We start from the raw sequence: 25,340 nt of genomic DNA on the forward strand, positions 1-25,340 counted from the left end.
CGGGGGCTTCGGTCGCGTGTGTCGCGGTGGTGCGTCAGGCGTCGCCGCCGGCCTCACCCGCGTCGGCGGCCGAGACGTCCAGGAGCTGGTAGCGGTCGATCGCCTGCTTCAGCAGGGACCGGTCGACCTTGCCCTCCTTGGCGAGCTCGGTGAGCACGCTCAGGACGATGGACTGCGCGTCGATGTGGAAGAAGCGACGGGCCGCGCCGCGGGTGTCCGCGAAGCCGAAGCCATCGGCACCCAGCGACTGGTAGGTGCCCGGCACCCAGCGCGCGATCTGGTCCGGAACGGCACGCATCCAGTCCGAGACCGCGACCGTCGGGCCCTGGGCGCCCTGGAGCTTCTGCGTCACGTACGGGACGCGCTGCTCCTCCTCCGGGTGCAGGAGGTTGTGCTCCTCGGCGTCCACCGCCTCCCGGCGCAGCTCGTTCCAGGAGGTCGCCGACCAGACGTCCGCCTTGACGTTCCACTCGTCCGCGAGGATCTGCTGGGCCTCGACGGCCCACGGCACGGCGACACCCGAGGCGAGGATCTGGGCGGCGTGCTCGCCCTTCTCGCCGGGCGCGACGCGGTGCAGACCCTTGAGGATGCCCTCGACGTCGACGTCGGCCGGCTCCGCGGGGTGCAGGATCGGCTCGTTGTAGACCGTGAGGTAGTAGAAGATGTCCTCGGCGTTCTCGCCGTACATCCGGCGCAGACCGTCCTTGACGATGTGCGCGATCTCGTAGCCGTAGGCCGGGTCGTAGGCGACACAGGCCGGGTTGGTCGAGGCCAGCAGCTGGGAGTGGCCGTCGGCGTGCTGGAGGCCCTCACCGGTCAGCGTCGTACGGCCGGCGGTGGCGCCGAGCACGAAGCCTCGCGCGAGCTGGTCGGCCATCTGCCAGAACTGGTCACCGGTGCGCTGGAACCCGAACATCGAGTAGAAGACGTAGACCGGGATCAGCGGCTCGCCGTGCGTGGCGTAGGCGGAGCCCGCCGCGATCAGCGAGGCGGTGCAGCCGGCCTCGGTGATGCCGTCGTGCAGCATCTGGCCGGTCGGCGACTCCTTGTAGGCCAGGAGCAGCTCGCGGTCGACGGACTCGTACTGCTGGCCCAGCGGGTTGTAGATCTTGGCCGACGGGAAGAACGCGTCCATGCCGAAGGTGCGGTACTCGTCGGGGGCGATCGGCACGAAGCGCTTGCCGATCTCCTTGTCCCGCATGAGGTCCTTCAGCACCCGGACGAACGCCATGGTCGTGGCGATCTTCTGCTGGCCCGAGCCCTTCTTGGCACCCGCGTACGCCTTGTCGTCCGGCAGTGCCAGCGGCTTGGCGCGCACGACGCGGGTGGGCACATAGCCGCCCAGCGACTTGCGCCGGTCGTGCATGTACTGGATCTCTTCGGAGTCGCGGCCCGGGTGGTAGTACGGCGGCAGGCCGTCCTCCAGCTCCTTGTCCGGGATCGGCAGGTGCAGCCGGTCACGGAAGCCCTTGAGGTCCTGGACGGTCAGCTTCTTCATCTGGTGGGTCGCGTTGCGGCCCTCGAAGTTCGGACCGAGCGTCCAGCCCTTGACGGTCTGCGCGAGGATCACCGTCGGCTGGCCCTTGTGGGCCTTGGCCGCCGCGTACGCCGCGTAGATCTTCTTGTGGTCGTGACCGCCGCGGCCCAGGTGCAGGATCTGGTCGTCGGTCATGTTCTCGACCATCGCCCGCAGGCGGTGGTCGTCACCGAAGAAGTGCTCACGGATGTACGCGCCGGTCTCGGTGGCGTACGTCTGGAACTGGCCGTCGGGGGTGGTGTTCAGCTTGTTGACCAGGATGCCGTCGCGGTCCTGCGCGAGCAGCGGGTCCCAGCTGCGGTCCCACACGAGCTTGATGACGTTCCAGCCGGCGCCGCGGAACTGCGACTCCAGCTCCTGCATGATCTTGCCGTTGCCGCGGACCGGGCCGTCCAGGCGCTGCAGGTTGCAGTTGACGACGAAGGTCAGGTTGTCCAGGCCCTCACGGGCGGCGATGGACAGCTGGCCGAGCGACTCCGGCTCGTCCATCTCGCCGTCGCCGAGGTAGGCCCACACGTGCGACTTGGAGGTGTCGGCGATGCCGCGCGCCTCCATGTAGCGGTTCATCCGGGCCTGGTAGATCGCGCCGAGCGGACCGAGGCCCATCGAGACGGTCGGGAACTCCCAGAAGTCCGGCATCAGCCGCGGGTGCGGGTAGCTGGACAGGCCGTTGGGGGCCTTGGACTTCTCCTGGCGGAAGGCGTCGAGCTGCGGCTCACTCAGTCGGTCGAGGAGGAACGCGCGGGCGTAGACACCGGGCGACGCGTGGCCCTGGAAGAAGATCTGGTCGCCGCCGTCGCCCTCGTCCTTGCCCCGGAAGAAGTGGTTGAAGCCCACGTCGTAGAGGGAGGCCGAGGAGGCGAAGGTGGCGATGTGGCCGCCGACACCGATGCCCGGACGCTGGGCGCGGGACACCATGACGGCGGCGTTCCACCGGGTCGCGTTGAGGACCTTGCGCTCGATCTCCTCGTTGCCGGGGAAGAACGGCTCGTCCTTGGTCGCGATGGTGTTGACGTAGTCCGTGCTGCGCATCTCGGGCACGGCCACACGCCTCTCCCGGGCGCGCTCGATCAGCCGCAGCATGAGATAGCGGGCACGTTCCCGGCCTCGCTCGTCAACAGCCGCGTCGAGCGAGTCGAGCCATTCCTGGGTCTCTTCGGGATCGAAGTCCGGGACCTGGCTGGGAAGGCCGCCAATGATGATCGGGTTTCGATCGGATCCGGAAGCCACGCTGTTCCTTCGTGTTCGGGTCGTGACGTGCTCGGCACGCTATTGCTGCTGTGCACGGGACGAATACGGTCTCTGCCTTGGTGTCGCGCCGTCTTCCATCGTGTACCGAGCCACAGGGCTACGTCACCTCTACCGATGGGTAACCATCCGCTGAGAGATGGCGCTGAAAAGGCCGATTTCTCAGGTCGGCCAAATCGCAACCATACGCCCATGTCGAAAGTGCTTCGCGTACGGCCGTGCGACCATCGAAAGGGGAACCGGAAGCGGTCCGTCCACCCCCCGAAGGGACCAGTCACGCGCGACTACCCGATAAACCCCCCAGAATGCTGTGGTGTGAATCACTTCAGCCTGTCCTGTCGGCGTCGCTGTTGCGGCGAGACGCCTCCAAACGTCACCGTTTCGGCGGTCTGGACCTCCGGGTACTTGCGCGATCCGCCCGGCCCGTGTGGACTACGCCCAATGCTCCGCGCACGCGCGGGGTCCCCGAGCATTTCCCGAAACATGACAGGAGGCAATCCGTGAGCGCGACCGCGGACCACGCGGAGGAGCGGACCAACCCTGCCGCCAGGCTTGGGTTCGAGCCCGGACAGGTGGTCCAGGAGATCGGTTACGACGATGACGTCGATCAGGATCTTCGCGAAGGCATTGAGACCGTGACCGGCCAGGATCTCGTTGACGAGGACTACGACGACGTCTGTGACGTCGTGCTGCTGTGGTTCCGCGACGAGGACGGCGATCTCACGGACGCGCTGGTGGACGCCATCGGGCTGGTCGACGAGGGCGGGCACATCTTGCTGCTGACGCCGAAGACCGGCCGGGATGGCTACGTCGAACCGAGCGACATCAATGAGGCCGCGCAGACCGCGGGTCTGTCCCAGACCAAGAGCATCAACGCGGGCAAGGACTGGGCCGGCAGCCGCCTGGTGACGCCCAAGTCCGGCAAGCGCTGAGCCGTACCCCCTCGGCAAGCGCCACCGAGCCCTCTCCGCCTGTTCCGGAGGGGGCTCGGCCCCGTTCCGTACGGGTTCCCCCGCCGTCCAGCCCTGCGCGTAGGGTTGGACGCGTTCTGTTGAGCGTGAGTGGAAGGGAAGCACCCCATGGCGATCGAGGTCGGCACGAAGGCTCCGGATTTCGAGCTGAAGAACCAGCACGGCGAGCTGGTCAAGCTCTCCGACTTCCGCGGTGAGAAGGCCGTCGTCCTCCTCTTCTACCCCTTCGCCTTCACCGGCGTGTGCACCGGCGAGCTGTGCGCGCTCCGCGACGAGCTGCCGAAGTTCGTCAACGACGACGTCCAGCTGCTGGCCGTCTCCAACGACTCCCCCTTCTCGCTGCGCGTCTTCGCCGAGCAGGAGGGCCTGGAGTACCCGCTGCTGTCCGACTTCTGGCCGCACGGCGAGGCTTCCCGGGCGTACGGCGTCTTCGACGAGGAGAAGGGCTGCGCGGTGCGCGGCACGTTCATCATCGACAAGGAGGGCGTGGTGCGCTGGACCGTCGTCAACGGCCTGCCCGACGCCCGTGACCTGAACGAGTACGTGAAGGCCCTCGACACCCTCTGAGCCGGCCCCGCCGCTCCGTGCGCCCCCGGCGTCCGCATGGCCGACATCCGCAGCGATCCAGGTGCGATTTCTGCAATCGGTGGGAACCGGTCACTAGGATCAATTCGTTGATCCGATGCCATGCACGATGGGGGCGCACATGTATACGTACCCCTCGAATCTATGGGAGGACTCGTGGGAGTCAGCCTCAGCAAGGGCGGCAACGTCTCGCTGACGAAGGAAGCCCCCAATCTGACCGCCGTCGTCGTCGGTCTGGGCTGGGACGCGCGCACGACCACCGGTACGGACTTCGACCTGGACGCCAGCGCCCTGCTGACGAACGACCAGGGCAAGGTGGCCAACGACCAGAACTTCGTGTTCTTCAACAACCTGAAGAGCCCGGACGGTTCGGTCGAGCACACCGGCGACAACATCACCGGCGAGGGCGAGGGTGACGACGAGCAGATCAAGGTGAACCTGGCCGCCGTGCCGGCCGATGTCGCCAAGATCGTCTTCCCGGTGTCGATCTACGACGCCGAGACCCGCCAGCAGAGCTTCGGCCAGGTCCGCAACGCCTTCATCCGCGTCGTCAACCAGGCCGACAACAACGAGCTGGCGCGCTACGACCTGAGCGAGGACGCCTCGACCGAGACCGCCATGGTCTTCGGTGAGCTGTACCGCAACGGTGCCGAGTGGAAGTTCCGGGCCATCGGCCAGGGCTACGCCTCGGGTCTGCGCGGCATCGCGCAGGACTTCGGCGTCAACGTCTGAGCGACCGGATCCCGTCCGATCGCCGGCCTCCGGGTACGCCGCCGCGGCGGCGTACCCGCGCCGAGCAGTAACCGCGTCCGGCGCCGTACCCCCCGAGGGGAGTGCGGCGCCGGAGGTGCTTGAAGGGAGACGGGCCGCGCCGGGCGCGGCCCGTACCGACACCGGGGAGGAAGCGAACGATGACCGTCACACTCGCCAAGGGGGGCAATGTCTCCCTGTCCAAGGCCGCTCCGAATCTCACCCAGATCATGGTCGGCCTCGGCTGGGACGCGCGATCCACGACCGGAGCGCCCTTCGACCTCGACGCCAGCGCGCTGCTGTGCCGGTCGGGCCGGGTGCTGGGGGACGAGTACTTCGTCTTCTACAACAACCTCAAGAGCCCCGAGGGCTCCGTCGAGCACACCGGGGACAACCTCACGGGCGAGGGGGAGGGCGACGACGAGTCGCTCCTGTTGGACCTCTCGCAGGTGCCCGAGCAGGTCGACAAGATCGTCTTTCCGGTCTCGATCCACGAGGCCGAGGCGCGCGGCCAGAGCTTCGGCCAGGTCAGCAATGCCTTCATCCGCATCGTCAATCAGGCCGACGGCGGCGAGCTCGCCCGGTACGACCTCAGTGAGGACGCGGCCGGCGAAACCGCAATGATCTTCGGCGAGGTCTACCGCCACAACGGCGAATGGAAGTTCCGGGCAGTAGGACAGGGGTACGCGTCGGGTCTGCGGGGCATCGCTCTAGACTTCGGGGTCAACGTTTCGTAAAGCGCCGCGCGCTGCGCGCGGGGGACCCACACAGCGAGGGATTGGGTAGGCAGTGCTCCTGAAAACCTTTGGCTGGTCGTTCGCCATCACGGTGGTCGGCCTCGTCGTCGCCGGCGTGCTCTGGGGGTGGCAGGGGCTCGCGATCGTCGGGATCCTGTCCATCCTGGAGATCTCGCTCTCGTTCGACAACGCGGTCATCAACGCGGGCATCCTGCGCAAGATGAACGCCTTCTGGCAGAAGATCTTCCTCACCGTCGGCATTCTCATCGCGGTATTCGGCATGCGGCTGGTGTTCCCGGTCGTCATCGTCGCGATCACCGCGAAACTGGGGCCGATCGAGGCGGTCAAGCTCGCCATCAACGACAAGGCGCATTACCAGGAACTGGTCACCAGCGCCCACCCGGCCATCGCGGCCTTCGGCGGGATGTTCCTGCTGATGATCTTCCTCGATTTCATCTTCGAGGAGCGCGACTACAAGTGGCTGTCGTGGATCGAGAAGCCCATGGCCAAGATGGGCAAGCTCGACATGCTGTCCGTGATCATCGCGCTGGTCGTCCTGCTGGTGAGCGCGATGACGTTGGCCACCGACGTGGCGCACGGCGGCGGTGACAAGACCGCCACCGTCCTGCTGGCCGGCGTGGCGGGACTGATCACGTACCTGGTCGTCGGCGGGATCTCCGGCTACTTCGAGGACAAGCTCGAAGAGGACGATGAGGACGACGAGGACGACGAGGAAAGCGAGGCCGGCGCGGCGGCTCCCGTGGCGACCGGCGCCGGCTCGGCGGTCGGCCTGGCGGGCAAGGCCGCGTTCTTCATGTTCCTCTACCTGGAGGTCATCGACGCGTCCTTCTCCTTCGACGGTGTCATCGGCGCGTTCGCCATCACCAACGACATCTTCATGATGGCGCTGGGTCTGGGCATCGGTGCGATGTACATCCGCTCGCTGACCGTCTTCCTGGTCCGCAAGGGGACGCTGGACGACTACGTCTATCTGGAGCACGGTGCGCACTACGCGATCGGTGCGCTGGCCGTCATCCTGCTGATCACGATCAGGTACGAGGTCAGCGAGGTCGTCACCGGCCTGATCGGCATCGTGCTCATCGGCCTGTCCTTCGCCTCGTCCGTCGTGCGGAACCGGCGTGAGGGCAAGCCGGGCGACACGTCGGGAACGAAGGCGGAAGTCACGTCCGGAGTGTGACGCGGCGCTGATTGAGGAACGCTCTCTGCGGGGCGGCCCTGAGGTCCAGACCTCGGGCCGCCCCGCTCTGATTGGGGCCGAGCGATGGGGTGGGCAAGGTGTCGTTCCTGGGGAATCTGTGGCGCGGTGGCGCGCAGAAGTACGACTTCGACAGCGGCGGGGCGTCCTACGTCGTCGAGCTGACCAAACGCAGTCCGGTCATCTCGCTGACCAAGCAGGGCGCGGCCTCCGGACATCTGCGGGTCAATCTGCACTGGCAGATGCGGACTTCCGACTTCCACGAGCGGGGCGGACAGGGCAGGGGCGGGCTGCTGCGGCACCCGGGCAAGCTGTTCAAGCCCGAGGTCGTCCAGGCGCAGGGGCCGGCCGTGGTCAACGTCGACCTGGACCTGGCCTGCCTGTACGAGCTGAAGGACGGCACCAAGGGCGTGGCGCAGCCGCTGGGCAACTTCCTGGGGGACCTCAACGGGCCGCCGTTCGTCCAGCTCAGCGGCGACGACCGGTTCGGTTCGGGGTCCGGCGAGACGCTGTACATCAACCTGGACCACCGCGACGAGATCAAGCGGTGCCTGATCTTCGTCTACATCTACGACGGCACTCCGGCCTTCGACCGTACGCACGCCGTCGTGACGCTCTACCCGAGCAGCGGGCCGCGGGTGGAGGTCAAGCTGGACGAGCGGGCGCCGCAGGCCCGGTCCTGCGCCGTCTTCATGCTGGACAACACCAAGGGCGAGCTGACGGTGCGCCGCGAGGTGAAGTACGTCTACGGCTTCCAGGCGGAGTTGGACCGGCTGTACGGCTGGGGGCTGCAGTGGGGCCGGGGCTACAAGTCGAAGGTCTGAGACCCGGCCCGTGCGCCGTGCGTCCCTCGCCGGACGCGGCCGCCCCTACCGGCGCTGGAACTGCGGCCCCTGGGGCGGCAGTACGAACGACGGGTCCGGGACGAACGGCTGCTGCGGCACCGGATGGCCGTACGTCGGGGCCGGGTAGGGCGGCTGCTGCTGCGGGTAGCCGTAGGTCGGCGGTGCCTGCTGGGGCTGGTAGGCGGGCGGCGGCCCGGGGTAGCCGTAGCCGGGCTGGGCCGGTGGCTGCGTGGGCGGCGGCGGAACGTTCTGCGGGTAGCCGTAGCCGCCGCTCGCGGGCGGGGGCGCCGGGGCGGCAGCGGCGGCCGGGGGCAGCGGCGCGGACGAGAACGGCTCCGGCATCGCGTCCGGCACGTGCTGGGTGACGGCCTCGGGGTCCGCCGTCGGCCGGCTCTGCGGATTCCCCGCGGAGGGCGGGCCGGAAGCCTCCTCGGGCCAGGCGCTCGGAGGCGGGGTCGTCGGCGCGGAGGCGCCGGTGGGGGAGGGGCCGGCGGGCTCGTTCCGCGCGGGGGCGGGCATGGCCTCCGTCGGCTCCGAGCCGGGCGGCACCGGCGCCGGCTCCGCCGCGGCCGGCGGGGCGCTGCTGCCTGAGCCGTCCGTGCCCTCCGCGGCGTCGTCGTTCTCCTCCACCGTGATCCCGAACTCGGTCGCCAGGCCGACCAGCCCGCTCTCGTACCCCTGTCCCAGGGCGCGGAACTTCCAGCCCGTGGCGCGGCGGTACAACTCCCCGCAGATCAGGGCCGTCTCGTCGCCGGTCTCCGGCACTACGTCGAAGACCGCAAGCGGCTCGCCCTCGGTCTCGGCCGCGTCGTACAGCAGGACACGCAGATCCGTTACGCCCGCGAAGGCGCCGCCGTCCGACGACGCGGCGAGCACGACCCGGTCCACCGAGGGGTCCAGCGTGGCCAGGTCCGCCTCGATGGTGTCGGTGAGGCTGTCGGCCACCTGGGTCTTGGGCAGGTACCGCACCAGTCCGCTGGGATGCCGCGGCTGGTTGTAGAAGACGAAGTCCTCGTCGGAGCGCACGCGGCCCTCGGGCCCCACCAGCAGGGCCGAAGCATCGACATCGGGGACGCCGGCGCCGGGGGTCCAGCGCAGGACGGCCCGGACGGCGGTGGCGTCGAGGGGTACGTTCGACCCTTTCAGCATCGCGTGCGTCATGCCGCAATCCTGCCTTCCTTGCCGTCGCGTCGACAACGCGGGGCCCGCGAGCCGCACCCGGGCGCCCCCGCGGACACCTGGGCGCCGCGCCCGGGTCACGTGATTTTCACGCACGCGGGAACTAACCACACCCCCACACACGTACGATTACCGGCTGGATCCAGACAGCGAGACGCAGCGGGGGTGCCCGGGTCCCGCATGTATTCGGGGAGTTGTATGCGTCATTTTGGGCACCTTCCGCCCGACATCCGGAAGGCACTGTTCCACCAGGAGCCCGCGGAGTTCACCGCCGACTCCCCGGCCCGCACGCTGGCGGTAGCCCTCGGCGCCACGCTCTACAGCCCCGCCACCCGTCCGCGGCTCGCCGCCGACGTCACCAAACAGGCCGCGCGCGGTGTGCTGTCCATGGTCCTGTGCCTGGAGGACTCCATAGGGGACGGGGATGTCGAGGCCGCCGAGGAGAACCTCGTCCGGCAGCTCACCCTGCTCGACGAGGCGGCCGGGGACGGCGCGGACCTGCCGCTGCTGTTCATCCGCGTCCGCACCCCGGCTCAAATACCGGACCTGGTACGCCGGATGGGGCCGGCGGTGCGCAGGCTGTCCGGATTCGTACTTCCGAAATTCACCGAAGAGCGCGGAGTCCCGTTCCTCGAAGCGCTGACCGCCGCGGAGTCCGCCTGCGACCGGCGGCTGTTCGCCATGCCCGTGCTGGAGTCACCGCAGCTGCTCCACCTGGAGAGCCGCGCCGAGACCCTCCAGGGCATCGCCCGGACCGTCGACAAGTACCGCGACCGGGTCCTCGCCCTGCGGCTCGGCGTCACGGACTTCTGCTCCGCCTACGGCCTGCGCAGAGCCCCCGACATGACGGCCTACGACGTCCGGATCGTCGCCTCCGTGATCGCCGACGTGGTGAACGTCCTCGGACGGGCCGACGGCACCGGCTTCACGGTCACCGGCCCGGTCTGGGAGTACTTCCGGCTGCAGGAGCGGATGTTCAAGCCCCAGCTGCGCCGCTCCCCGTTCCTCGGACGCGCCGAGGAACTGCGTACCGCGCTGATCGAGCACGACATGGACGGTCTGCTGCGCGAGATCGAACTGGACCGCGCCAACGGCCTCCAGGGCAAGACCTGCATCCACCCCACGCACGTCGCGCCGGTGCACGCCCTCTCGGTCGTCAGCCACGAGGAGTTCAGCGACGCCATGGACATCCTGCGGCCGGAACGGGGCGACGGCGGGGTCCTGCGCTCCGCCTACACCAACAAGATGAACGAGGTGAAGCCGCACCGGGCCTGGGCGGAGCGGACCCTGCTGCGGGCCGAGGCATTCGGGGTCGCGCGCGAGGGCATCGGCTTCGTGGAACTGCTGACGGCAAGCCTGCCGCAGACCTGAGCCGCGGCGAACGACATGAACGGTACGACGGAGGAGACGGAACGCGTGGTGTGGACGGGAGAGTGGGTCGCCGGTCGGCTCGGGGTCTCGCTGAGCGGCGGGGACGAGCTGCCGGACCTGCTGGGGCTCGCGCTGCGGCGCAACCCCAAGCGGGCCCATCTGCTCGTGTCGAACGTGCTGGGCAAGCACGTGCCGCAGCGGCCGGACGTGGTGCACGGCGCCGGCGTCGGACTGGGGCGCCGGGTGCGGCGGCTGCTCGGGGAGGACGCCGCCGCCCGCGCCGTCGTCCTGGGCTACGCCGAGACCGCCACCGGCCTGGGCCACTCGGTGGCCGACGGCCTGGCACTCGCGCCGTATCTGCACTCCACCCGCCGCCCGGTGGACGGCGTGGCGCAGGTGGGCGGGTTCGAGGAGGAGCACAGCCACGCCACCTCGCACCTGCTGCTCCCCGAGGACCGCGCCCTGCTCGCCGGCGACGGGCCGCTGGTCCTCGTCGACGACGAGTTCTCCACCGGCCGGACCGTCCTGAACACCATCAAGGCGCTGCACGCGCGGTTCCCGCGCGAGCGGTACGTCGTCGTCGCCCTCGTCGACATGCGCTCCGCCGCGGACCGCGACCGTCTGGAGGAGTTCGCGGCCGAACTGGGCGCCCGCGTCGACCTCGTGGCGCTGGCCGCGGGCGGCGTACGGCTGCCCGAGGACGTCCTGCTCCGCGGCCAGGAACTCGTCGCCGCACACGAATCCCCCGGGGCGCCGGCGGCGGGGCCCGCCCCACAGCCGCTCGCCGACCGCCCGGAGGCCGTACGCGTCGAACTCGGCTGGCCCGCCGGACTGCCGGACGGCGGACGGCACGGCTTCACCCCGGCGCACCGCGCACGCCTGGAGTCCGCGCTGCCGCAGATGGCCGCCCGGCTCGCGGAGCGGCTGGCCGGCGCCCGGCGCGTCCTCGTCCTCGGCAACGAGGAGCTGATGTACGCCCCGCTGCGGCTCGCCGAGGCCCTGGACGCCCTGGTGACCGCCGGTTCGGACGGCGCGCGCGCGTCGCGCGGCGGTGCGCCGTCCGCCCCGGCCGCGGGACCGGGCGTGCACTTCTCGACCACCACCCGCTCGCCGGTGCTCGCCGTGGACGACCCCGGCTACGCGATACGCACCCGGCTGTCCTTCCCCGCCCACGACCGGCCGGCCGACGGGCCCGGGGAGCGGTACGCCTACAACGTCGCGGCCGGCGCCGACCCGGCACGGCGCTTCGACGCGATCGTCGCCGTCGTCGACTCGCACGGTGACCGCCCCGAACTGCACGCCGCCGGCGGCCTGCTGGACCGCCTCGCCGGCCACACCGACCGGCTGCTGCTCGCCGTCATTCCCTCCTACGCCCCGCGACCCCAGGCCACCACCATGCCCCTCCCCGAGCCGCTGCGCGGCCCCGCCTTCTCCTCCTACGCCGCCGACGAGGTCGGCTGGCTGCTCCAGGACCTGTCCGACGTCACCCTGGAAGCGCCCACCGAGGAACGCGAGGAGGCGATCCAGCGCGGCGGTGCCCACTACGCCGAGTCGCTGCCGGTCGAGTACCAGCCGAGCGAGCAGTACCAGGCGCTGTTCCACAGTGCGCTGGAGACCTCCGCGCGCCGCATCGCGCGGGCCGTCGGCACCGTCACCGAGACCGTGCTCGCCGAACGCAGCCCCCGCCCCGTACTGGTCTCCCTGGCCCGGGCCGGCACCCCCGTAGGGGTACTGATGCGCCGCTGGGCGCACCACGCACACGGCCTGGACCTGCCGCACTACGCGGTCTCGATCGTCCGCGGCCGCGGCATCGACGCCACCGCGCTGCGCTGGCTCGCCGCCCACCACGACCCGGCGGACGTCGTCTTCGTGGACGGCTGGACCGGCAAGGGTGCCATCACCCGCGAACTCGCCCGGGCGCTGGCGGACTTCCCGGGCTTCGACCCGCGGATCGCCGTGCTCGCCGACCCCGGCGGCTGCGTCGACACCTACGGCACCCGCGACGACTTCCTCATCCCGTCCGCCTGCCTCAACTCCACCGTCTCCGGCCTCATATCGCGCACAGTGCTGCGCGCCGACCTCGTCGGCCCGGACGACTTCCACGGCGCGAAGTTCTACCGCGAGCTGTCCGCGACCGACGTGTCCGGCACGTTCCTGGACGCGGTCGCGGCGCGGTTCGACGACGTCGCCGAGGAGGTCGCCGCGGACGTGAAGGACCTCGCCGCCGCCGACCGGGCCCCGACCTGGGAGGGCTGGGCCGCCGTCGAGCGGATCAGCGCGGAGTACGGCATCCACGACGTGAATCTCGTGAAGCCGGGCGTCGGCGAGACCACCCGCGTCCTGCTGCGCCGCGTGCCCTGGAAGATCCTCGCCCGGAAGGGCGCCGGGGCCGACCTCGCTCATGTGCGCCTGCTCGCCGAACAACGGGGCGTGCCCGTCGAAGAGGTCGACGAACTCCCGTACACCTGCGTCGGGTTGATCCATCCCCGCTTCACCCGCGGGGCGACGGGCGCCGACGGCAAGGCGGTGGCCTCCCGATGAGCACGGTCGTCGCCAGCGATCTCGACCGCACCCTGATCTATTCGGCCCCGGCGCTCGGACTCGCCATGCCCGACGCCGAGGCCCCGCGGCTGCTCTGCGTCGAGACGTACGAACGCAAGCCGCTGTCCTACATGACGGAGACGGCCGCCGGGCTGCTCGCCGAACTCGCCGGCAGCACCACCTTCGTCCCCACCACCACGCGCACCCGCGAGCAGTACCGGCGCATCCATCTCCCCGGCCCGGCACCGGAGTTCGCGATCTGCGCCAACGGCGGACAGCTCCTCGTCCGCGGGGAGTCGGACCGGGAATGGCAGCGCACCGTCGCCGAGCGCCTCGCCTCGCACTGCGCACCCCTGGAGGAGATCCGTACGCACCTCGTCCGCACCGCCGATCCGGCGTGGCTGCTCAAGGAGCGCACCGCCGAGGACCTCTTCGCCTATCTCGTCGTCGAACGGCCGCTGCTCCCCGACACCTGGGTGAAGGACCTCGCCGGCTGGGCCGGGGAACGCGGCTGGACGGTCTCCCTCCAGGGCCGGAAGATCTACGCGGTGCCGCGGCCGCTGACCAAGAGCGCGGCCGTGGCGGAGGTGGCGCGCCGCACCGGGGCGTCCGTCGTCCTCGCTGCCGGTGACTCCCTGCTCGACGCCGATCTGCTGCTGGCCGCGGACCGCGGCTGGCGCCCGGGACACGGCGAGCTGGCGGACACCGGGTGGCACGCCCCGCACGTCACGGCCCTCGACGAGCGGGGCGTCGCCGCGGGCGAGGAGATCACCCGGGCCTTCCTCCACGCCGCCGCGGCCCCGGGACACGGGCGGTCGCCGGCACCGGACGGTTCGGGGGCGGCCGGTTCGGCGGTGGATGCTTCGGCGGCGGGCGGGTAATAACGGCTGGTGGGACCGCGGCTCGGCTAGTCTCGCCGAGGCGGTCGGCGACACCGTCCGGTGCTCGGCCGAGAGACCACGATCCTTGATCAGAAGGAGAGCCAGTGGCTGAGTCCAAGAGCGCACCGATCACCCCGGAGCTGTACGACTACGTCCTCGCCCACAACCCGCCGCTGTCCCCCGAGCAGCGGAGCCTCGTGGAGCTCACCCACCGGAAGTTCCCCGAGTCCGCCGGGATGCAGTCGGCGGAGGAGCAGGGGCCGCTGCTCGCCTTCCTCGTACGGCTGATCGGGGCTCGGCGCATCGTCGAGGTGGGGACGTTCACCGGCTACTCGGCGCTGTCCATGGCCCAGGCGCTGCCCGACGACGGCACGCTGATCGCCTGCGACATCTCCGAGGAGTGGACCGCCTACGGGCGGGAGGCATGGGCCAGGGCCGGCGTCGCGGACCGCATCGACCTGCGGATCGCGCCCGCGCTGGAGACGCTGGGGGCGATGCCGGCCGAGCCGCACCTCGATCTCGCCTACATCGACGCGGACAAGGAAGGCTATATCGCCTACTGGGAGGAACTGGTGCCGCGGATGCGGCCGGGCGGCCTGATCGTCGTGGACAACGTCCTGTTCCACGGCGAGGTCGCCGACCCGGCCGCGACCGGGTCGGCCCGGGCGATCCGAGCCTTCAACGACCACGTCGCGGCGGACCGGCGCATGGAGACGGTGCTGCTCACCGTGGCGGACGGTCTGACGCTGGCGCGCAAGCGGTAGCGCCGGGGCGGCCGGCCGCCCCGGCACCGGGGGTCTGCCCCAGGGGGGTGTGTCCCTCTAGCCGGGTCTAGCCGCAGCAGCCGCCTCCGCAGCAACCGCCGCCCCCGCCGCTCGGGGCGGGGGCCGGGGCGCTCGCGGAGCCGCCGACGGCGACCGTGGAGAGCAGCTTCACGGTGTCCTCGTGGCCTGCGGGGCAGACGGCCGGGGCGGAGGACTCGGCCATCGGCCGGTTCAGCTCGAAGGTGGAGCCACAGGGGCGGCACCGGTATTCGTAACGAGGCATGGCCACAGATTAGCCGTGGCCCCGCTCAGCGCACGACGGTCCCGGGAGGTGTGCCCAGCATGCCCAGCTCGGCGCGGGTCGGCGCGCCCTCCCAGTCACCGTGGGAGGCGACCGCGAACGCCCCGGTGGTGACCGCCCGCGCCAGGCGCCCGGCCGGCCCCTCGCCGTCCAGCAGCGCCGAGAGGTACCCGGCCACGAACGCGTCACCCGCGCCGACGGCGTCCACGGCCCGTACGGGCGTGGCGGGCCGGTGCAGCGAGCCGTCGCGGAGAGCCCGGCTGAAGACCGTCGCGCCCGCCGCGCCCAGTTTGACCACGACCTCTCCGACGCCCAGGTCCAGCAGCGCCTCGGCCTGGGAGCCCAGGGCGGCGGCAGGGTCGGTGGCGGGGGCCCCGGGGGCCCCGTCCGGAGCGGACGGGCCCTCGGGGAGGCACAGCGGCAGCTCGTCGTCGGAGGCGATCAGAACGTCCACGAACGGGATCCACTCGCGCAGGACCGCGGTGGCCTCCTCGGCGGTCCACAGCCGCGCGCGGAAGTTCACGTCGAGGCAGACCAACGCACCCTGCCGGCGCGCCAGTCGGAGGGCCCGGGCGGCCGCCGAGCGGGCCGTCGCGCTCAGCGCCGGGGTGATGCCCGTCAGGTGCAGGACGCGGGGCGGGGCGGCGGAAAGGGCCGCCTCGACGGCGTCCGCCGTGAGCCGTGAGCCGGCCGAACCGGCCCGGTAGTAGTGCACCCGCGTGACCTCGGGCAGCCGCGGCTCGAAGAGCAGCAGCCCGGTCGGTGCTCCGGGGTCGAGGGCGGCGCCGGACACCTCGACGCCCTCGGCCCGCAGCGTACGGAGCACCAGCGCGCCGGCCTCGTCGTCGCCGACCGCCCCGGCCCAGCGGACCGCGTGCCCGAGCCGGGCCAGGCCGATCGCGACATTGCTCTCCGCGCCGGCGACCGACACCTGCATCGTGCCGCCGAGCTTCAAGGGGCCGCTGCCGCGCAGGGCGACCATGGTCTCGCCGAACGTGAACACGTCCGGGCTTGCCGCCGGCCCGGGGAGCCACGGGCCGGCGGGCCCGGCCCCTGGGTGGGGTGCCCCGCCGTCCTCGTGCCCGTTCCCCGCGCGGGGCGCCCGGCCGCCCCCGGCTCGTTCCCCGTCGGCCGCGTGCCCCGTCATCGTGCGCACACCGCCCGGAATTCCGCCGCCCGCTTGCGCAGCCCGTCCAGGTCGCCACCGTCCGCCGCGTCCCCGACCAGCGGCGAGCCCACGCCCACGGCCACCGCCCCGGCCTCGAAGTACGCCTGGGCGAGGCCCGCGTCCACCCCGCCCACCGGTACGAACGGCAGCTCCGGGAAGGGGCCGCGGAGCGCCTCCAGATACCCGGGCCCGCCGGCCGACGCCGGGAACAGCTTCAGCGCCGACACCCCCAGCGCCTCGGCCGCGATCACCTCGGACGGCGTCATCACCCCGGCGAGCGTCGGCAGCCCTTGCCGTACGGACTCCTCCAGCCCCGCCCCCAGCCCGGGCGTGACGATCAGATTCGCCCCGGCCTCGGCGGCGCGCCGGGCGTCGTCGCCGGTCAGGACGGTGCCCGCGCCGAGCCAGGCCGCGTCGCCGAGCTCGGCCCGCGCCCGCCGGATCACCTTCAGCGCGTCCTTCCCGCTGAGGGAGACCTCGATCAGCGGAAGCCCTGCCTCCGCAAGTGCCATGACCGTACGGAAGGACGCTTCGGCGTCCCTGCCCCGGATGATGGCGACCAGCCGCTCTGTCCGGAGTGCCTCGCTGAAGTCCATGGCGTTTCCTACTTTCTTGGCTCCCTGCCGCACACGTAGTACGTACGGCGCGGCGGGGTCGTTCGGGCGCGCGGGGTGGCACCTCCGATTATTCCGGTCGGGGCGCGCGTGGGGGGAGGTGGTGGGACCGGTCCGCCCGGTGCGGCCGAGCGGTCCGGGGGCGGGCCGGCCGACGGGCCCGGGGGCGGGCCGGCGAGCGGGTCACCACTCGGCGAACGCCCCGTCCTCGTAGCGCCACACCGGGTTCCGCCAGGCGTGCCCGCGGGCGTCCGCCGCCCGTACGGCGGCCTCGTCCACCTCCACGCCGAGCCCGGGCCGGTCGGTCCGCAGCAGCGACCCGCCGTGGAAGCGGAACGGCTCCGGGTCCGCGACGTAGTCCAGCAGTTCGGCGCCCCGGTTGTAGTGGATGCCGAGGGACTGCTCCTGGATGAGGAAGTTCGGGGTGGTGAAGGCGACTTGGAGGCTGGCGGCCAGCGCGACCGGTCCGAGCGGGCAGTGCGGCGCGAGCTGCGCCCCGTACGCCTCCGCGAGCGCGGCGATCCGGCGCAGCTCGGAGATGCCCCCCGCGTGCGAGATGTCGGGCTGGAGGACGGCGACGCCGGCTTGCAGCGGCGCCAGGAACTCTCGCCGGGTGAAGAGACGTTCACCGAGTGCGAGGGGGATGTTGGAGGCGTTGACGAGATCAGGGAGGGCCTGCATGTAGTCGGAAAGCACCGGCTCCTCGACGAACATCGGCGCATACTCGGCCAGCAGGGGGAGGAGCCTGCGGGCATTGGCAGGGGAGACCCGGCCGTGGAAGTCGAGGCCGAAGTCCCGGTCCTCACCGAGGACTTCGCGTGCGGTCTCGGCGCGGGTGAGGCATGCGCGCACCTCGGCGCGGGTCGCCACCGGGCTCATCCGGCCGCAGCCGTTCATCTTGACGGCGGTGAAGCCCGCTTCGACCTGCGCGGTGACCGCCTCCCGCACGGCCTGCGGTTCGTCACCGCCGACCCAGGCGTACGCGCGGATCTTCTCCCGGACCGGTCCGCCCAGCAGCTGATGGACGGGCACGCCGTACTCCTTGCCCTTGATGTCCCACAGCGCCTGGTCCAGCCCGGCGACCGCGGACGACAGGACCGGGCCGCCCCGGTAGAAGCCGCCCTTGGTCATCACCTGCCAGTGATCCTCGATCCGCGCCGGATCCTCGCCCAGGAGGTACTCCGCCAGCACCTCCACGGCCGCCCGCACCGGTTCGGCCCGCCCTTCGACCACCGGCTCACCCCACCCGACCAGCCCGTCATCGGTCTCCACCCGTACGAACATCCAGCGCGGCGGGGCGAGGAACGTCTCGATGCGGCTGATCTTCATGGACCGGACCGTCCTTTCGGCACACGGGAGCGGGCGGGAACCGCGCACAGCACGCGGGCGAGCGTGTGCTGCACGGCGGACCCGCGCGGTGTCCTGCCCGCGGAAGGCGACGCCGTAACGGCCCCCGTAACGGCCGGGCGCTCGGTGCGCTTACGGATGCTCCCGCGCCGACACGTCCAGCAACTCCAGCATCGCCATGTACGCGCCGTCCACGTCCCGGTCCCGTACGGCGTCGACGACCGCCGCGTGCGCCGCGTGCGGATGGCCGAACCTGCGCTCGGCGGCCGGCACCGCCCGGTCGCGCTCGACGAGCACCGGCACGATCACCCGGCGCATCTGCGCGTAGAAGCGGTTGTTCGACGCGAGCAGCATCGCCGTGTGGAAAGCCGCGTCGGCGCGTACGAGCAGCGCCGGATCGTCCTCGGTCGCCGCCATCGTCCGCAACGCGGCGTCCAGTTCCGCCAGATCGGCGTCGGTCCGGCGCTCCGCGGCGAGCGCGGCCGCGGCGGGCTCGATGGAACGCCGCAGCTCCAGCACATCGGCGAAGAAGTCGGAGGACACCCCGGCCGCGAGCTTCCAGCGCAGCACGTCCGTGTCCAGCAGATTCCACTCGTCCCGCGGGCTGACGAACGTGCCGCGGTGAGGATCCGTGTCGAGCAGCCCCTTGGTGGTCAGCACCTTGACCGCCTCCCGCAGCACGGTCTGGCTGACGTCCAGCTCCGCCATCAGCTCCGGCACGACGAGGGTGTCCCCCTCGCCGTAGATGCCTTTGAAGATCCGCTGCGCGAGCGCCTCGGCCGTCGCGTGGTGCCCCCCGTGCCCCGCGGCGGACGCGGCACGCCCCGACCGACTCATCACGCTGCTCCCTGCTCCGATCCCAGCTCCCGTACGACGACCCACCGCAGGCGGCCGTCAGGGCGTACCGAGCACCCCAATCCCACCTCGGTACGCCCTGACGTCTCCCCGCCCGGCTCACCTCTCCTTGCCGCCGGAGCCACCCGCCTCGGCACGGTGACCACCTGCCTGGCCTGCCGTGCTTCTGCGCGAGCCACTGCCGCTCGTGCCGGGGCCCAGCGACCCCAGGCCGGCGTGCGGGGCGCCCTGCATCCGGACGCGGGCGGTCTGCCGCCCGGCCGTCATGCCGGAGACCGGGTGCCATTCACCGCGGTCGAAGCGCTCCGCCTCCTCCGGGTGCCGGGCGCGCCAGTACGGGTTGTCGTGCGGGAGACCACCGCTGACCCGGCCGTACATCCCGAAGACCAGCAGCATCAGCCCGACCAGGAAGCTGAAGAGGACGTTCTGGATCTGGAACGCCAGGAAGTTCGCATCGGTCTGCAGCAGCGCCAGGTTCACGAATCCGCTGAGCAGGAACAGGCCGCCGAAGACGATGTTGAGGGTCGAGGCGAAGTTCCCGCCGATCACCATCCCGGCGAAAAGTATCGCTCCGACGACGACCGACAGCACGCTCAGCGCACCGTTGGTGTTCAGTCCGGCCACGGTGTCGCCGCCGGTGTCGAAGAAGCCGATGTTGTGGGTCAGACCGAGGACGCCGAAGGCGATCAGTACCAGGCCCATCAGCCCGGCGCCGATCCGGTAGACCTTGCTGAGCCCGTGGTCCACGGGCAGGTGCTCGTCGAGCCGGGTGCGGGGGCGATGCCGCTTGTCCCGGTGGAAGTGCGCCATGGGCCCGTGCAGGGTCTGGCCAGTAGCCCCAGTAGCCATGTCCGGCCTCCTTCGCGCAGATGAAGCCGCCTGGGCCGTACTCCATGACCAGCATCCGCCCACCGGCCGCATCACGCCATCGCGCCGGGCCGTCCACCCCGCCCCTGTGTGCCTCCGCCCCCCGCCTGCACCGCCTCAACCAGCCGCTGACCCGCTGCCCCGGGCGTCCCTGATCTCCTGCACCACCCGGGCCACGGTCTGCCGCACCGCCTCGGTCTCCGTCAGGAAGTGCCACCAGTCCGGATGCCGGCCCTCCAGGCCCGCGACGGCACGGTCCAGCCGCGCCACCGCGTCGTCCAGCGGGCCGGCGTGCCGAGGATCGGGCGTGCTGCGTCCGGCCATCGCCAGCCGCTGGGCGTCCCGGATCGCGAAGCGCGTCCGCTCGACCTCCTTCTGCCGGTCGAACGACACCGCATCGAGCCGCTGCAACCGGTCACCGGCCGCCGAGACCGCCTCATCGGTGCTGTCCAGCAGCGCCCGTACGGTCGCCAGCCGGCTCGTGGCGTCCGCCCACTGCTGCTCGTCCCGGGCCTGCTGGGCCTCCCGCAGCTTGGCCTCGGCCTGCTGCACGGACTGCGCGGCCTGCTCCGGTACGTGCTGCAGGTCCTGCCAGCACGCCGCGCTGTAACGCCGCCGCAGCTCGCTCAGGATCGGGTCGACCTTGCCCGCCCGCGTCGTGATCGCCTGCGCCCGGGTCCGCAGCGACACCAGCCGCTTGTCGATCTCCGCCGCTCGCGCCGGCAGCCGCTCCGCCTCGGTCCGGATGCTCTCCGCGGCGCGCACCACGTCGTCGGCGCGCCGGATCGTCTCCGGTACGCCGTGCTGGCCGGCGCCCTGATTCAGCTTGGTCAGCTCCGGACCCAGCGCGGCCAGGCGGGCGGCCAGCTCGTCCGCACGCAGGCCCTTCGCCCGCACCGCGTCCAGCGCGTTGCTCGCCCCCAGCAGCGTCTGCCGCGCCCGCTCCACGGCCGGCGCCAGCCGCGCCAACTGCGTCTCGGCGGACTGCAGCAGCGGCCCCAGCCCCTGCGCGAAGCGGTCGAGCTCGCCCTTGACGCGGTTCAGCTCGTCCCTCGCCCGCGTCAGATCGGCCCGGGCCCGCGCCACCGCGGCGCCGTCCAGATCGTCGCGGTCAAGATCGTGCGAGTCGACCGCGGTGATGTACCCCTGACTCACCTCGTCGATCCGCCGGCCGAAGCCCTCGTACTCCGCCGCGGCCCGCTGCGCCTGCGGGGAACTGTCCACGGCGGTGATCGTCTCTATGGAGATCCGCAGGTCCCGGTGGGCGGTGTCCAGCTCGTAGAACGCGGCCGCCGCGGCATCCTTCGCGGCCTGCGCGTCGGCCCGCTGGCTCTCCCCGCGCCCGAACCAGCGCCGGGTCCCGCCTCCTGCGAACGACATCGGCGCCAACGCGGCCAACAACGGCAACGGCAGCAACACGAGCGCCACCACGTCCCGGACCGGGCCCCCACGCACACGACGGCGTTCTCGCTGCTCCAGCGGCTGCGTGTGTATCGCCGTCACTTCCCTCTCCCGATCGGATCGCCCCAGGGTGGGTGCCATTCTCCCACTCACCGGAAACGAACACACCGGCCGGTAAGTTCGCACTTCGACCACTGGTTTGCAGTTCAGCCCCGCAGGCAAGGTACTCTGTCGGCTCGACCAGGGCGCATAGCTCAGCGGTAGAGCGCTGCTCTTACAAAGCAGATGTCGGCGGTTCAAATCCGTCTGTGCCCACTTTCCACGCAAACGACAAAGGCCCAGGTCATCCGATGTGAATTCGGATTCCTGGGCCTTGATCGTTTTCTGCGGCGGAGGCGATTCGGGGGCCCGTGCCACTTACGTGCCAGATGCCCCGTCCGAGCCGCCCCGGTCCGACTTCGCCTGCCGGTTCGGCTTCCCCCGCCGGATCTGCGCGTCCACATGATCGGCAATCGCTTGATCACGACCGTTGACCAGGTGCTGGTAGATCAGCGCCGCCCGTACGGACGAGTGCCCCATGCGGTGCATCAGCTCACGGGTGGTCGCGCCTCCGGTCGCGGCGAGGGTGTTGCCCGTGTGCCGCAGATCGTGGAAGTGCACGTCCGAGAGGCCGGCCGTCCGCAGAGCCGGGAGCCAAGCCCTACGGAAGTTGTTCCGCCGTAACCGACCGCCCCGCTCCCCGACGAAGACCAGCCCCGCGCGCCCCGCCTCGGCGTAGTGGCTGAGGTGATCAGCCAGTTCCTCCGCGAGCGACGCCGGAAACGCCACGGTGCGGATACCGGCACTGCTTTTCGGCGTCTTGATTGTCAGCCCTTGTGTCCTGGTCTCTGCCTGGGAGCGACGGACGGAGATCGTGCGCCGGTCCAGGTCGACGTCATGGCGCTGCAACGCCGCCAGTTCACCGAAGCGCAGTCCGGTGAATGCGGCGAGGAGGACCAGGACGCGGAAGCGAGGTGGAACGGCCTCGGCGATTCGGTAGACCTCCGGCACCGTCAGGTAGGGGCGCTCCGCGGTCTTGGCTGCGCCGGCGCCCTTGATGCGGCATGGATTCCGCTGGATCAGACCGTCATCCACAGCCGTATTCATGACGGCCCGCAGGATCTGGTACGCCTTGACCACGGTGGACTCACCTACACCGTTGTCGAGGAGAGTAGATCGCCACCGCCGGACGTGGGGCGTGGTGATCTGTGTGAGCGGCGACCGAGTGAATGTCGGCATGATGTGCAGCCGAAGCGCACTCTCGTTGCGCTCACGAGTGGTGGCCGCGTAGTCGCGCTCCTTGAGCCATGCGGTTGCGTACTCACCGAACGGGATCTCAGCGTTCGGGTCATGCCAGCGGTTCTCGACGATCTCCGCCTCTTTGCGGACGAGCCATACCTCGGCGTCCCGCTGGGTCGGAAAGGTCGTGTCGGCAGTGCGAAGCACTCCGTCCGGCCCGGGGTAGCGAGCCTGGAAGCGTCCGGACGGCAGTTTGCGAACGGACCCGAAGCGTCGGCGCTTTCCCCGTGCGTTGGGCATCAGGCCACCGCCCCAAGATGCCTACCGCCGGCCGACACCGGCTGAACCGTGTTCGCCTCGATGAAAGCGCGCAGAGCGCTCTCCGGAATACGCACGTGACGCCCCACGCGAACGAACGTGATGCGCCGCTCGGCGATCAGCCGGCGGGGAAAGCGCTCTGTGGTGCCCAGCAGTTCGGCGACCTCCGGGACGGACAGATACCGGTCGTTCACGGGTTGACCTCTCCTTCTGAGGCGTTGGTGGCGGCTAGGGACGCGGACAGCCATTGCTCGGTGGGGCTGAGGCCGGTGCCGGCGTAGGTCCAGTGGGCGAGGACGAGCGTGGTTTCGCCTTCCTCCTGGTCGTGCGGATGGGGTGGGGTATCGCCTCGTGCGATGGCGGTTTGGAGGCGGCGCCATTGGGCGCGGGTTTCGCGGAGGGCGCCCAGGGTGGTGGAGTAGCGGCGGGTTTTGGTGGAGAAGTGGCCGCGGAAGCCGAGCATGTGGGCCCAGGCGCGCAGCCGGAGCTCTTCGAGGTCCTTGCGGGCACCGAGCGCCCAGGCGGTGCGGATGAGGCGTTCGGCGTGCGGGGTGACGTCGAGGCTTGCGAGTTCGGCGACGAACTTCAGGGGCCGGTCGAGGGTGCCGGTCGCTGTCTCGGCGCCCTTGGTGGCGTACTTGGCGATGTAGGCGGCAACGGCGCGGTCGGTCAGCGCGGTGCCGCCGTCGAGGTCATTGCCTTTGATGGTGCGGACGTCGATCTGGCGGCCGAAGGCGAAGGAGTGCGCGCGGCCGTCGAGGACCGGGCCGGCCACGGTGGCGTGGGCAGCGGCTGCCTTGATGGCGTCGGTCAGCAGCTCGGCGCTTGCCCAGGGCGGGGGAGGGGTGTCACCGCCCGCGGAGCCGTCGAGGCGGATGACAGCGTGGAAGTGGACGGCGCCGCGCTTTTGGTACTCGGCGACCTTGGCGAAAGAGACGCGGGCGTGTTGGGCGAATTCCCGCTGGGTCAGTCCGGCCCGGTGGGCGATCTCGCGGCGTAGGTAGATCGTGAAGCGGCGCCAGAGCATGCCCGCGTGCGCGTTCCAGAGCACGGCTGCCTCGTAGTCGTAGCGGTCGGGCGCGAGCGGAGTACCGAGTGCGGCGTCCTCCTGGTCGTGGTGCCGGCCGCAGCGGCAGGGGCGGCTACGGCCACCGGGCGCGGAGGGTCGGTTGTGGACCGGTCCGAAGCTGGGGGCGGTGAAGGTGGCGAAGACACGGGGGTGGGAGGTGACCCGGTCCGGGATGCCCTTGCCGCCGCGGAGTCCTGCGGTGATCAAGTGGTAGGTGTCGCGCCGGTAGGTCTCGGCGCAGGTGGGACAGCGGGTGGTGCGACGGTTGCCGCAGCGCACCAGGAGGTCCCCGGCGGGCAGGTCGTTCGAGTCCAGGTGGTGGAGGGCGGGGCCGATTTCGCCGGTGGCGGTGTCGGTGCGGTGTTCGGTGCGGTGTCCGGCCAGACGGATGGGGCGGGTGCAGCCGCCGAGAGTGGCCAGCTGTCGCACGAGACCGGGCAGGGTGCCGGACGCGGCGAGTTTCCCCAGGTCTGTGAGCGGGGGAGGGGTGCTGCGGGTGATGATGGACTTCTCCTTCTCGGCTTCTGGTCGAAGAGGGTTGGGCTACCGGGGCGGTGGATGCTTGGCGGTATCGAGGCCGCCCCGGTAGCCGCTTCAGTGGTGACGCTGGCGTGAGCAGGGAGCGCAGGACCACCGCGGCCACGGCCACCGAGACGGCCGAGACGGCGACGGCGGTCAGCAACGCCGTGAGAATCACGCCGCCCACCAGGACGGCCGCCACGACTCCTGCACCGACCGAGGGCAGCGAGCGGCGGGGAGCCATCGCGGGCCCGACGGCGTGATGGCAGGAACAGACCGGCGTTCGGACGTGAGTAGCGAGACTTGAACCCGCGACGTGAGCGGATGGCGTTGGAGCCGTGGGCAGTTGAGGACGAAAGAGCATGAGGGCGTCTCCCTTCAGTGGTGGGTGCCGTTGACGATCTCGACGCCGCTGCGGGTGCCGGAGTCGATGGCGGGGGCCAGGAAGGTGCCGGCGAGGTAGAAGCCGAAGAGCGCGATCACGACGACGATCCAGATCCGGACGCCGAGGAATTTCACGGCTCCCCAGGCGATGAGGCCAAGGACGACGACCAGGGGCAGGTTCACGGGCATGGGGAGGCTCCTTTCAGCGCACCGGGCAGCGGTGTGTACGGGCGGCGAGTTGGGCGGCGGCACGGGAGTCGTAATCGACCGCGAAGCCGCAGCGCGGGGCCGTACAGGCAGCGGTGTGCTTCTCGCGGCCCCGGCCGTCGTAGTAGGTGCCGACCTGAACCGGGCCGAAGCGGATCACGCGACGAAAGCGCGGCTGGGCAGCCATCAGCGGGTCTCCTTCTCGGCGGCGAATTCCGCGGCGTGGCCGATCAGCCAGGCACGGATCTCGTCGCCCTCCAGGCGGTCGGCGGTGAGGATCACCGGCTCGGCGACGAGCACGGCCTCGGTGAAGCGGTTCTGGCGGGTGAGTTCAGCTGCGCGCTTGAGGGCGCGGAGCGTAGATCGACGCAAAGTGGCTCCTGTTGG

Annotated in this window: 25 protein-coding genes and 1 tRNA gene; 11 read left to right on the plus strand and 15 right to left on the minus strand. The window is 71.0% G+C overall.

What is annotated here, in order from left to right; genetic code table 11:
- Positions 1-34: 34 nt before the first annotated feature.
- The gene (gene aceE / locus OO62_RS19275; RefSeq protein ID WP_033268710.1) at positions 35-2,767 is read right to left on the minus strand and encodes a pyruvate dehydrogenase (acetyl-transferring), homodimeric type; all 2,733 of its coding nucleotides are present in this window, start codon (positions 2,765-2,767) and stop codon (positions 35-37) included.
- A gap of 518 nt (positions 2,768-3,285) precedes the next feature.
- Between aceE and OO62_RS19280 the strand changes: the two genes are divergently transcribed.
- From OO62_RS19280 to OO62_RS19305, 6 genes are all read left to right on the plus strand, one after another.
- Positions 3,286-3,717 (plus strand): DUF3052 domain-containing protein, encoded by a 432-nt coding sequence (locus OO62_RS19280; protein WP_033268711.1) that lies wholly within the window; start codon positions 3,286-3,288, stop codon positions 3,715-3,717.
- Positions 3,718-3,864: 147 nt separating this feature from the next.
- The gene (locus tag OO62_RS19285; protein WP_033268712.1) at positions 3,865-4,323 is read left to right on the plus strand and encodes a peroxiredoxin; all 459 of its coding nucleotides are present in this window, start codon (positions 3,865-3,867) and stop codon (positions 4,321-4,323) included.
- 174 nt (positions 4,324-4,497) lie between these two features.
- Entirely contained in the window at positions 4,498-5,073 is a 576-nt protein-coding gene (locus tag OO62_RS19290) for a TerD family protein (RefSeq protein ID WP_033268713.1), read from the plus strand.
- Between the two features lie 179 nt (positions 5,074-5,252).
- Entirely contained in the window at positions 5,253-5,828 is a 576-nt protein-coding gene (locus tag OO62_RS19295) for a TerD family protein (RefSeq protein WP_033268714.1), read from the plus strand.
- 52 nt (positions 5,829-5,880) lie between these two features.
- Positions 5,881-7,026 carry a DUF475 domain-containing protein gene (locus tag OO62_RS19300; protein ID WP_033268715.1) on the plus strand — a complete coding sequence of 382 codons (1,146 nt, stop codon included), beginning with the start codon at positions 5,881-5,883 and terminating at the stop codon, positions 7,024-7,026.
- Between the two features lie 98 nt (positions 7,027-7,124).
- Complete coding sequence (locus OO62_RS19305) at positions 7,125-7,868, plus strand: TerD family protein (protein ID WP_033268761.1); 744 nt, start codon at positions 7,125-7,127, stop codon at positions 7,866-7,868.
- A 45-nt stretch (positions 7,869-7,913) separates the two neighbouring features.
- Here the strand turns inward: OO62_RS19305 and OO62_RS19310 are convergent, their stop codons facing one another.
- The gene (locus OO62_RS19310) at positions 7,914-9,050 is read right to left on the minus strand and encodes a TerD family protein (protein WP_033268716.1); all 1,137 of its coding nucleotides are present in this window, start codon (positions 9,048-9,050) and stop codon (positions 7,914-7,916) included.
- 216 nt (positions 9,051-9,266) lie between these two features.
- On the opposite strand from OO62_RS19310, the gene OO62_RS19315 reads away from it, so the two are divergent.
- From OO62_RS19315 to OO62_RS19330, 4 genes are all read left to right on the plus strand, one after another.
- Entirely contained in the window at positions 9,267-10,439 is a 1,173-nt protein-coding gene (locus tag OO62_RS19315; protein WP_033268717.1) for an HpcH/HpaI aldolase/citrate lyase family protein, read from the plus strand.
- 15 nt (positions 10,440-10,454) lie between these two features.
- Positions 10,455-12,980 carry a phosphoribosyltransferase gene (locus OO62_RS19320; protein WP_033268718.1) on the plus strand — a complete coding sequence of 842 codons (2,526 nt, stop codon included), beginning with the start codon at positions 10,455-10,457 and terminating at the stop codon, positions 12,978-12,980.
- Entirely contained in the window at positions 12,977-13,861 is an 885-nt protein-coding gene (locus tag OO62_RS19325) for an HAD family hydrolase (RefSeq protein ID WP_051733422.1), read from the plus strand. The genes OO62_RS19320 and OO62_RS19325 overlap by 4 nt, the downstream gene beginning before the upstream one ends.
- 104 nt (positions 13,862-13,965) lie before the next feature.
- On the plus strand, positions 13,966-14,625 hold the full coding sequence (locus OO62_RS19330) for an O-methyltransferase (protein ID WP_033268719.1): 660 nt from the start codon (positions 13,966-13,968) through the stop codon (positions 14,623-14,625).
- Positions 14,626-14,692: 67 nt separating this feature from the next.
- Here the strand turns inward: OO62_RS19330 and OO62_RS19335 are convergent, their stop codons facing one another.
- The 7 genes from OO62_RS19335 to OO62_RS19365 all read right to left on the minus strand — a co-directional run bounded on the left by OO62_RS19335 (position 14,693) and on the right by OO62_RS19365 (position 21,205).
- A complete protein-coding gene (locus OO62_RS19335; protein WP_033268720.1) occupies positions 14,693-14,908 on the minus strand; it encodes an FmdB family zinc ribbon protein in 216 nt (71 codons plus the stop codon).
- A gap of 25 nt (positions 14,909-14,933) precedes the next feature.
- A complete protein-coding gene (locus tag OO62_RS19340; RefSeq protein ID WP_228332433.1) occupies positions 14,934-15,929 on the minus strand; it encodes a sugar kinase in 996 nt (331 codons plus the stop codon).
- Positions 15,930-16,069: 140 nt separating this feature from the next.
- Positions 16,070-16,690 carry a bifunctional 4-hydroxy-2-oxoglutarate aldolase/2-dehydro-3-deoxy-phosphogluconate aldolase gene (locus OO62_RS19345; protein WP_033268721.1) on the minus strand — a complete coding sequence of 207 codons (621 nt, stop codon included), beginning with the start codon at positions 16,688-16,690 and terminating at the stop codon, positions 16,070-16,072.
- A gap of 201 nt (positions 16,691-16,891) precedes the next feature.
- Positions 16,892-18,037 (minus strand): galactonate dehydratase, encoded by a 1,146-nt coding sequence (gene dgoD, locus OO62_RS19350; RefSeq protein WP_033268722.1) that lies wholly within the window; start codon positions 18,035-18,037, stop codon positions 16,892-16,894.
- 150 nt (positions 18,038-18,187) lie between these two features.
- Entirely contained in the window at positions 18,188-18,892 is a 705-nt protein-coding gene (locus OO62_RS19355; RefSeq protein ID WP_033268723.1) for a FadR/GntR family transcriptional regulator, read from the minus strand.
- Between the two features lie 117 nt (positions 18,893-19,009).
- Positions 19,010-19,759, minus strand: coding sequence for a DUF4383 domain-containing protein (locus tag OO62_RS19360; protein ID WP_078617250.1), 750 nt, complete (start codon positions 19,757-19,759; stop codon positions 19,010-19,012).
- A gap of 135 nt (positions 19,760-19,894) precedes the next feature.
- Positions 19,895-21,205: a coiled-coil domain-containing protein gene (locus OO62_RS19365; RefSeq protein WP_033268765.1), complete on the minus strand. Its 1,311-nt coding sequence runs from the start codon at positions 21,203-21,205 to the stop codon at positions 19,895-19,897.
- Positions 21,206-21,421: 216 nt separating this feature from the next.
- Between OO62_RS19365 and OO62_RS19370 the strand changes: the two genes are divergently transcribed.
- Positions 21,422-21,493: transfer RNA gene (locus tag OO62_RS19370), tRNA-Val, on the plus strand.
- Between the two features lie 102 nt (positions 21,494-21,595).
- On the opposite strand, the gene OO62_RS19375 is transcribed toward OO62_RS19370, so the two are convergent.
- The 6 genes from OO62_RS19375 to OO62_RS19400 form a co-directional block, all read right to left on the minus strand.
- A complete protein-coding gene (locus OO62_RS19375; RefSeq protein ID WP_033268724.1) occupies positions 21,596-22,756 on the minus strand; it encodes a tyrosine-type recombinase/integrase in 1,161 nt (386 codons plus the stop codon).
- Entirely contained in the window at positions 22,756-22,968 is a 213-nt protein-coding gene (locus OO62_RS19380; RefSeq protein ID WP_033268725.1) for a helix-turn-helix domain-containing protein, read from the minus strand. Before OO62_RS19380 ends, OO62_RS19375 begins: the two co-directional genes overlap by 1 nt.
- Positions 22,965-24,284 (minus strand): replication initiator, encoded by a 1,320-nt coding sequence (locus OO62_RS19385; RefSeq protein ID WP_033268726.1) that lies wholly within the window; start codon positions 24,282-24,284, stop codon positions 22,965-22,967. The genes OO62_RS19380 and OO62_RS19385 overlap by 4 nt, the downstream gene beginning before the upstream one ends.
- A 456-nt stretch (positions 24,285-24,740) precedes the next feature.
- A complete protein-coding gene (locus tag OO62_RS19390; RefSeq protein ID WP_033268727.1) occupies positions 24,741-24,935 on the minus strand; it encodes a hypothetical protein in 195 nt (64 codons plus the stop codon).
- Positions 24,936-24,948: 13 nt separating this feature from the next.
- Positions 24,949-25,140, minus strand: a complete 192-nt coding sequence (locus OO62_RS19395) for a mobile element transfer protein (RefSeq protein ID WP_033268728.1) — start codon at positions 25,138-25,140, stop codon at positions 24,949-24,951.
- The gene (locus OO62_RS19400; RefSeq protein ID WP_033268729.1) at positions 25,140-25,325 is read right to left on the minus strand and encodes a hypothetical protein; all 186 of its coding nucleotides are present in this window, start codon (positions 25,323-25,325) and stop codon (positions 25,140-25,142) included. Before OO62_RS19400 ends, OO62_RS19395 begins: the two co-directional genes overlap by 1 nt.
- Between the last annotated feature and the right edge of the window lie 15 nt (positions 25,326-25,340).

This window comes from Streptomyces lydicus, from assembly GCF_000717345.1.
GTDB lineage: Bacteria > Actinomycetota > Actinomycetes > Streptomycetales > Streptomycetaceae > Streptomyces > Streptomyces lydicus.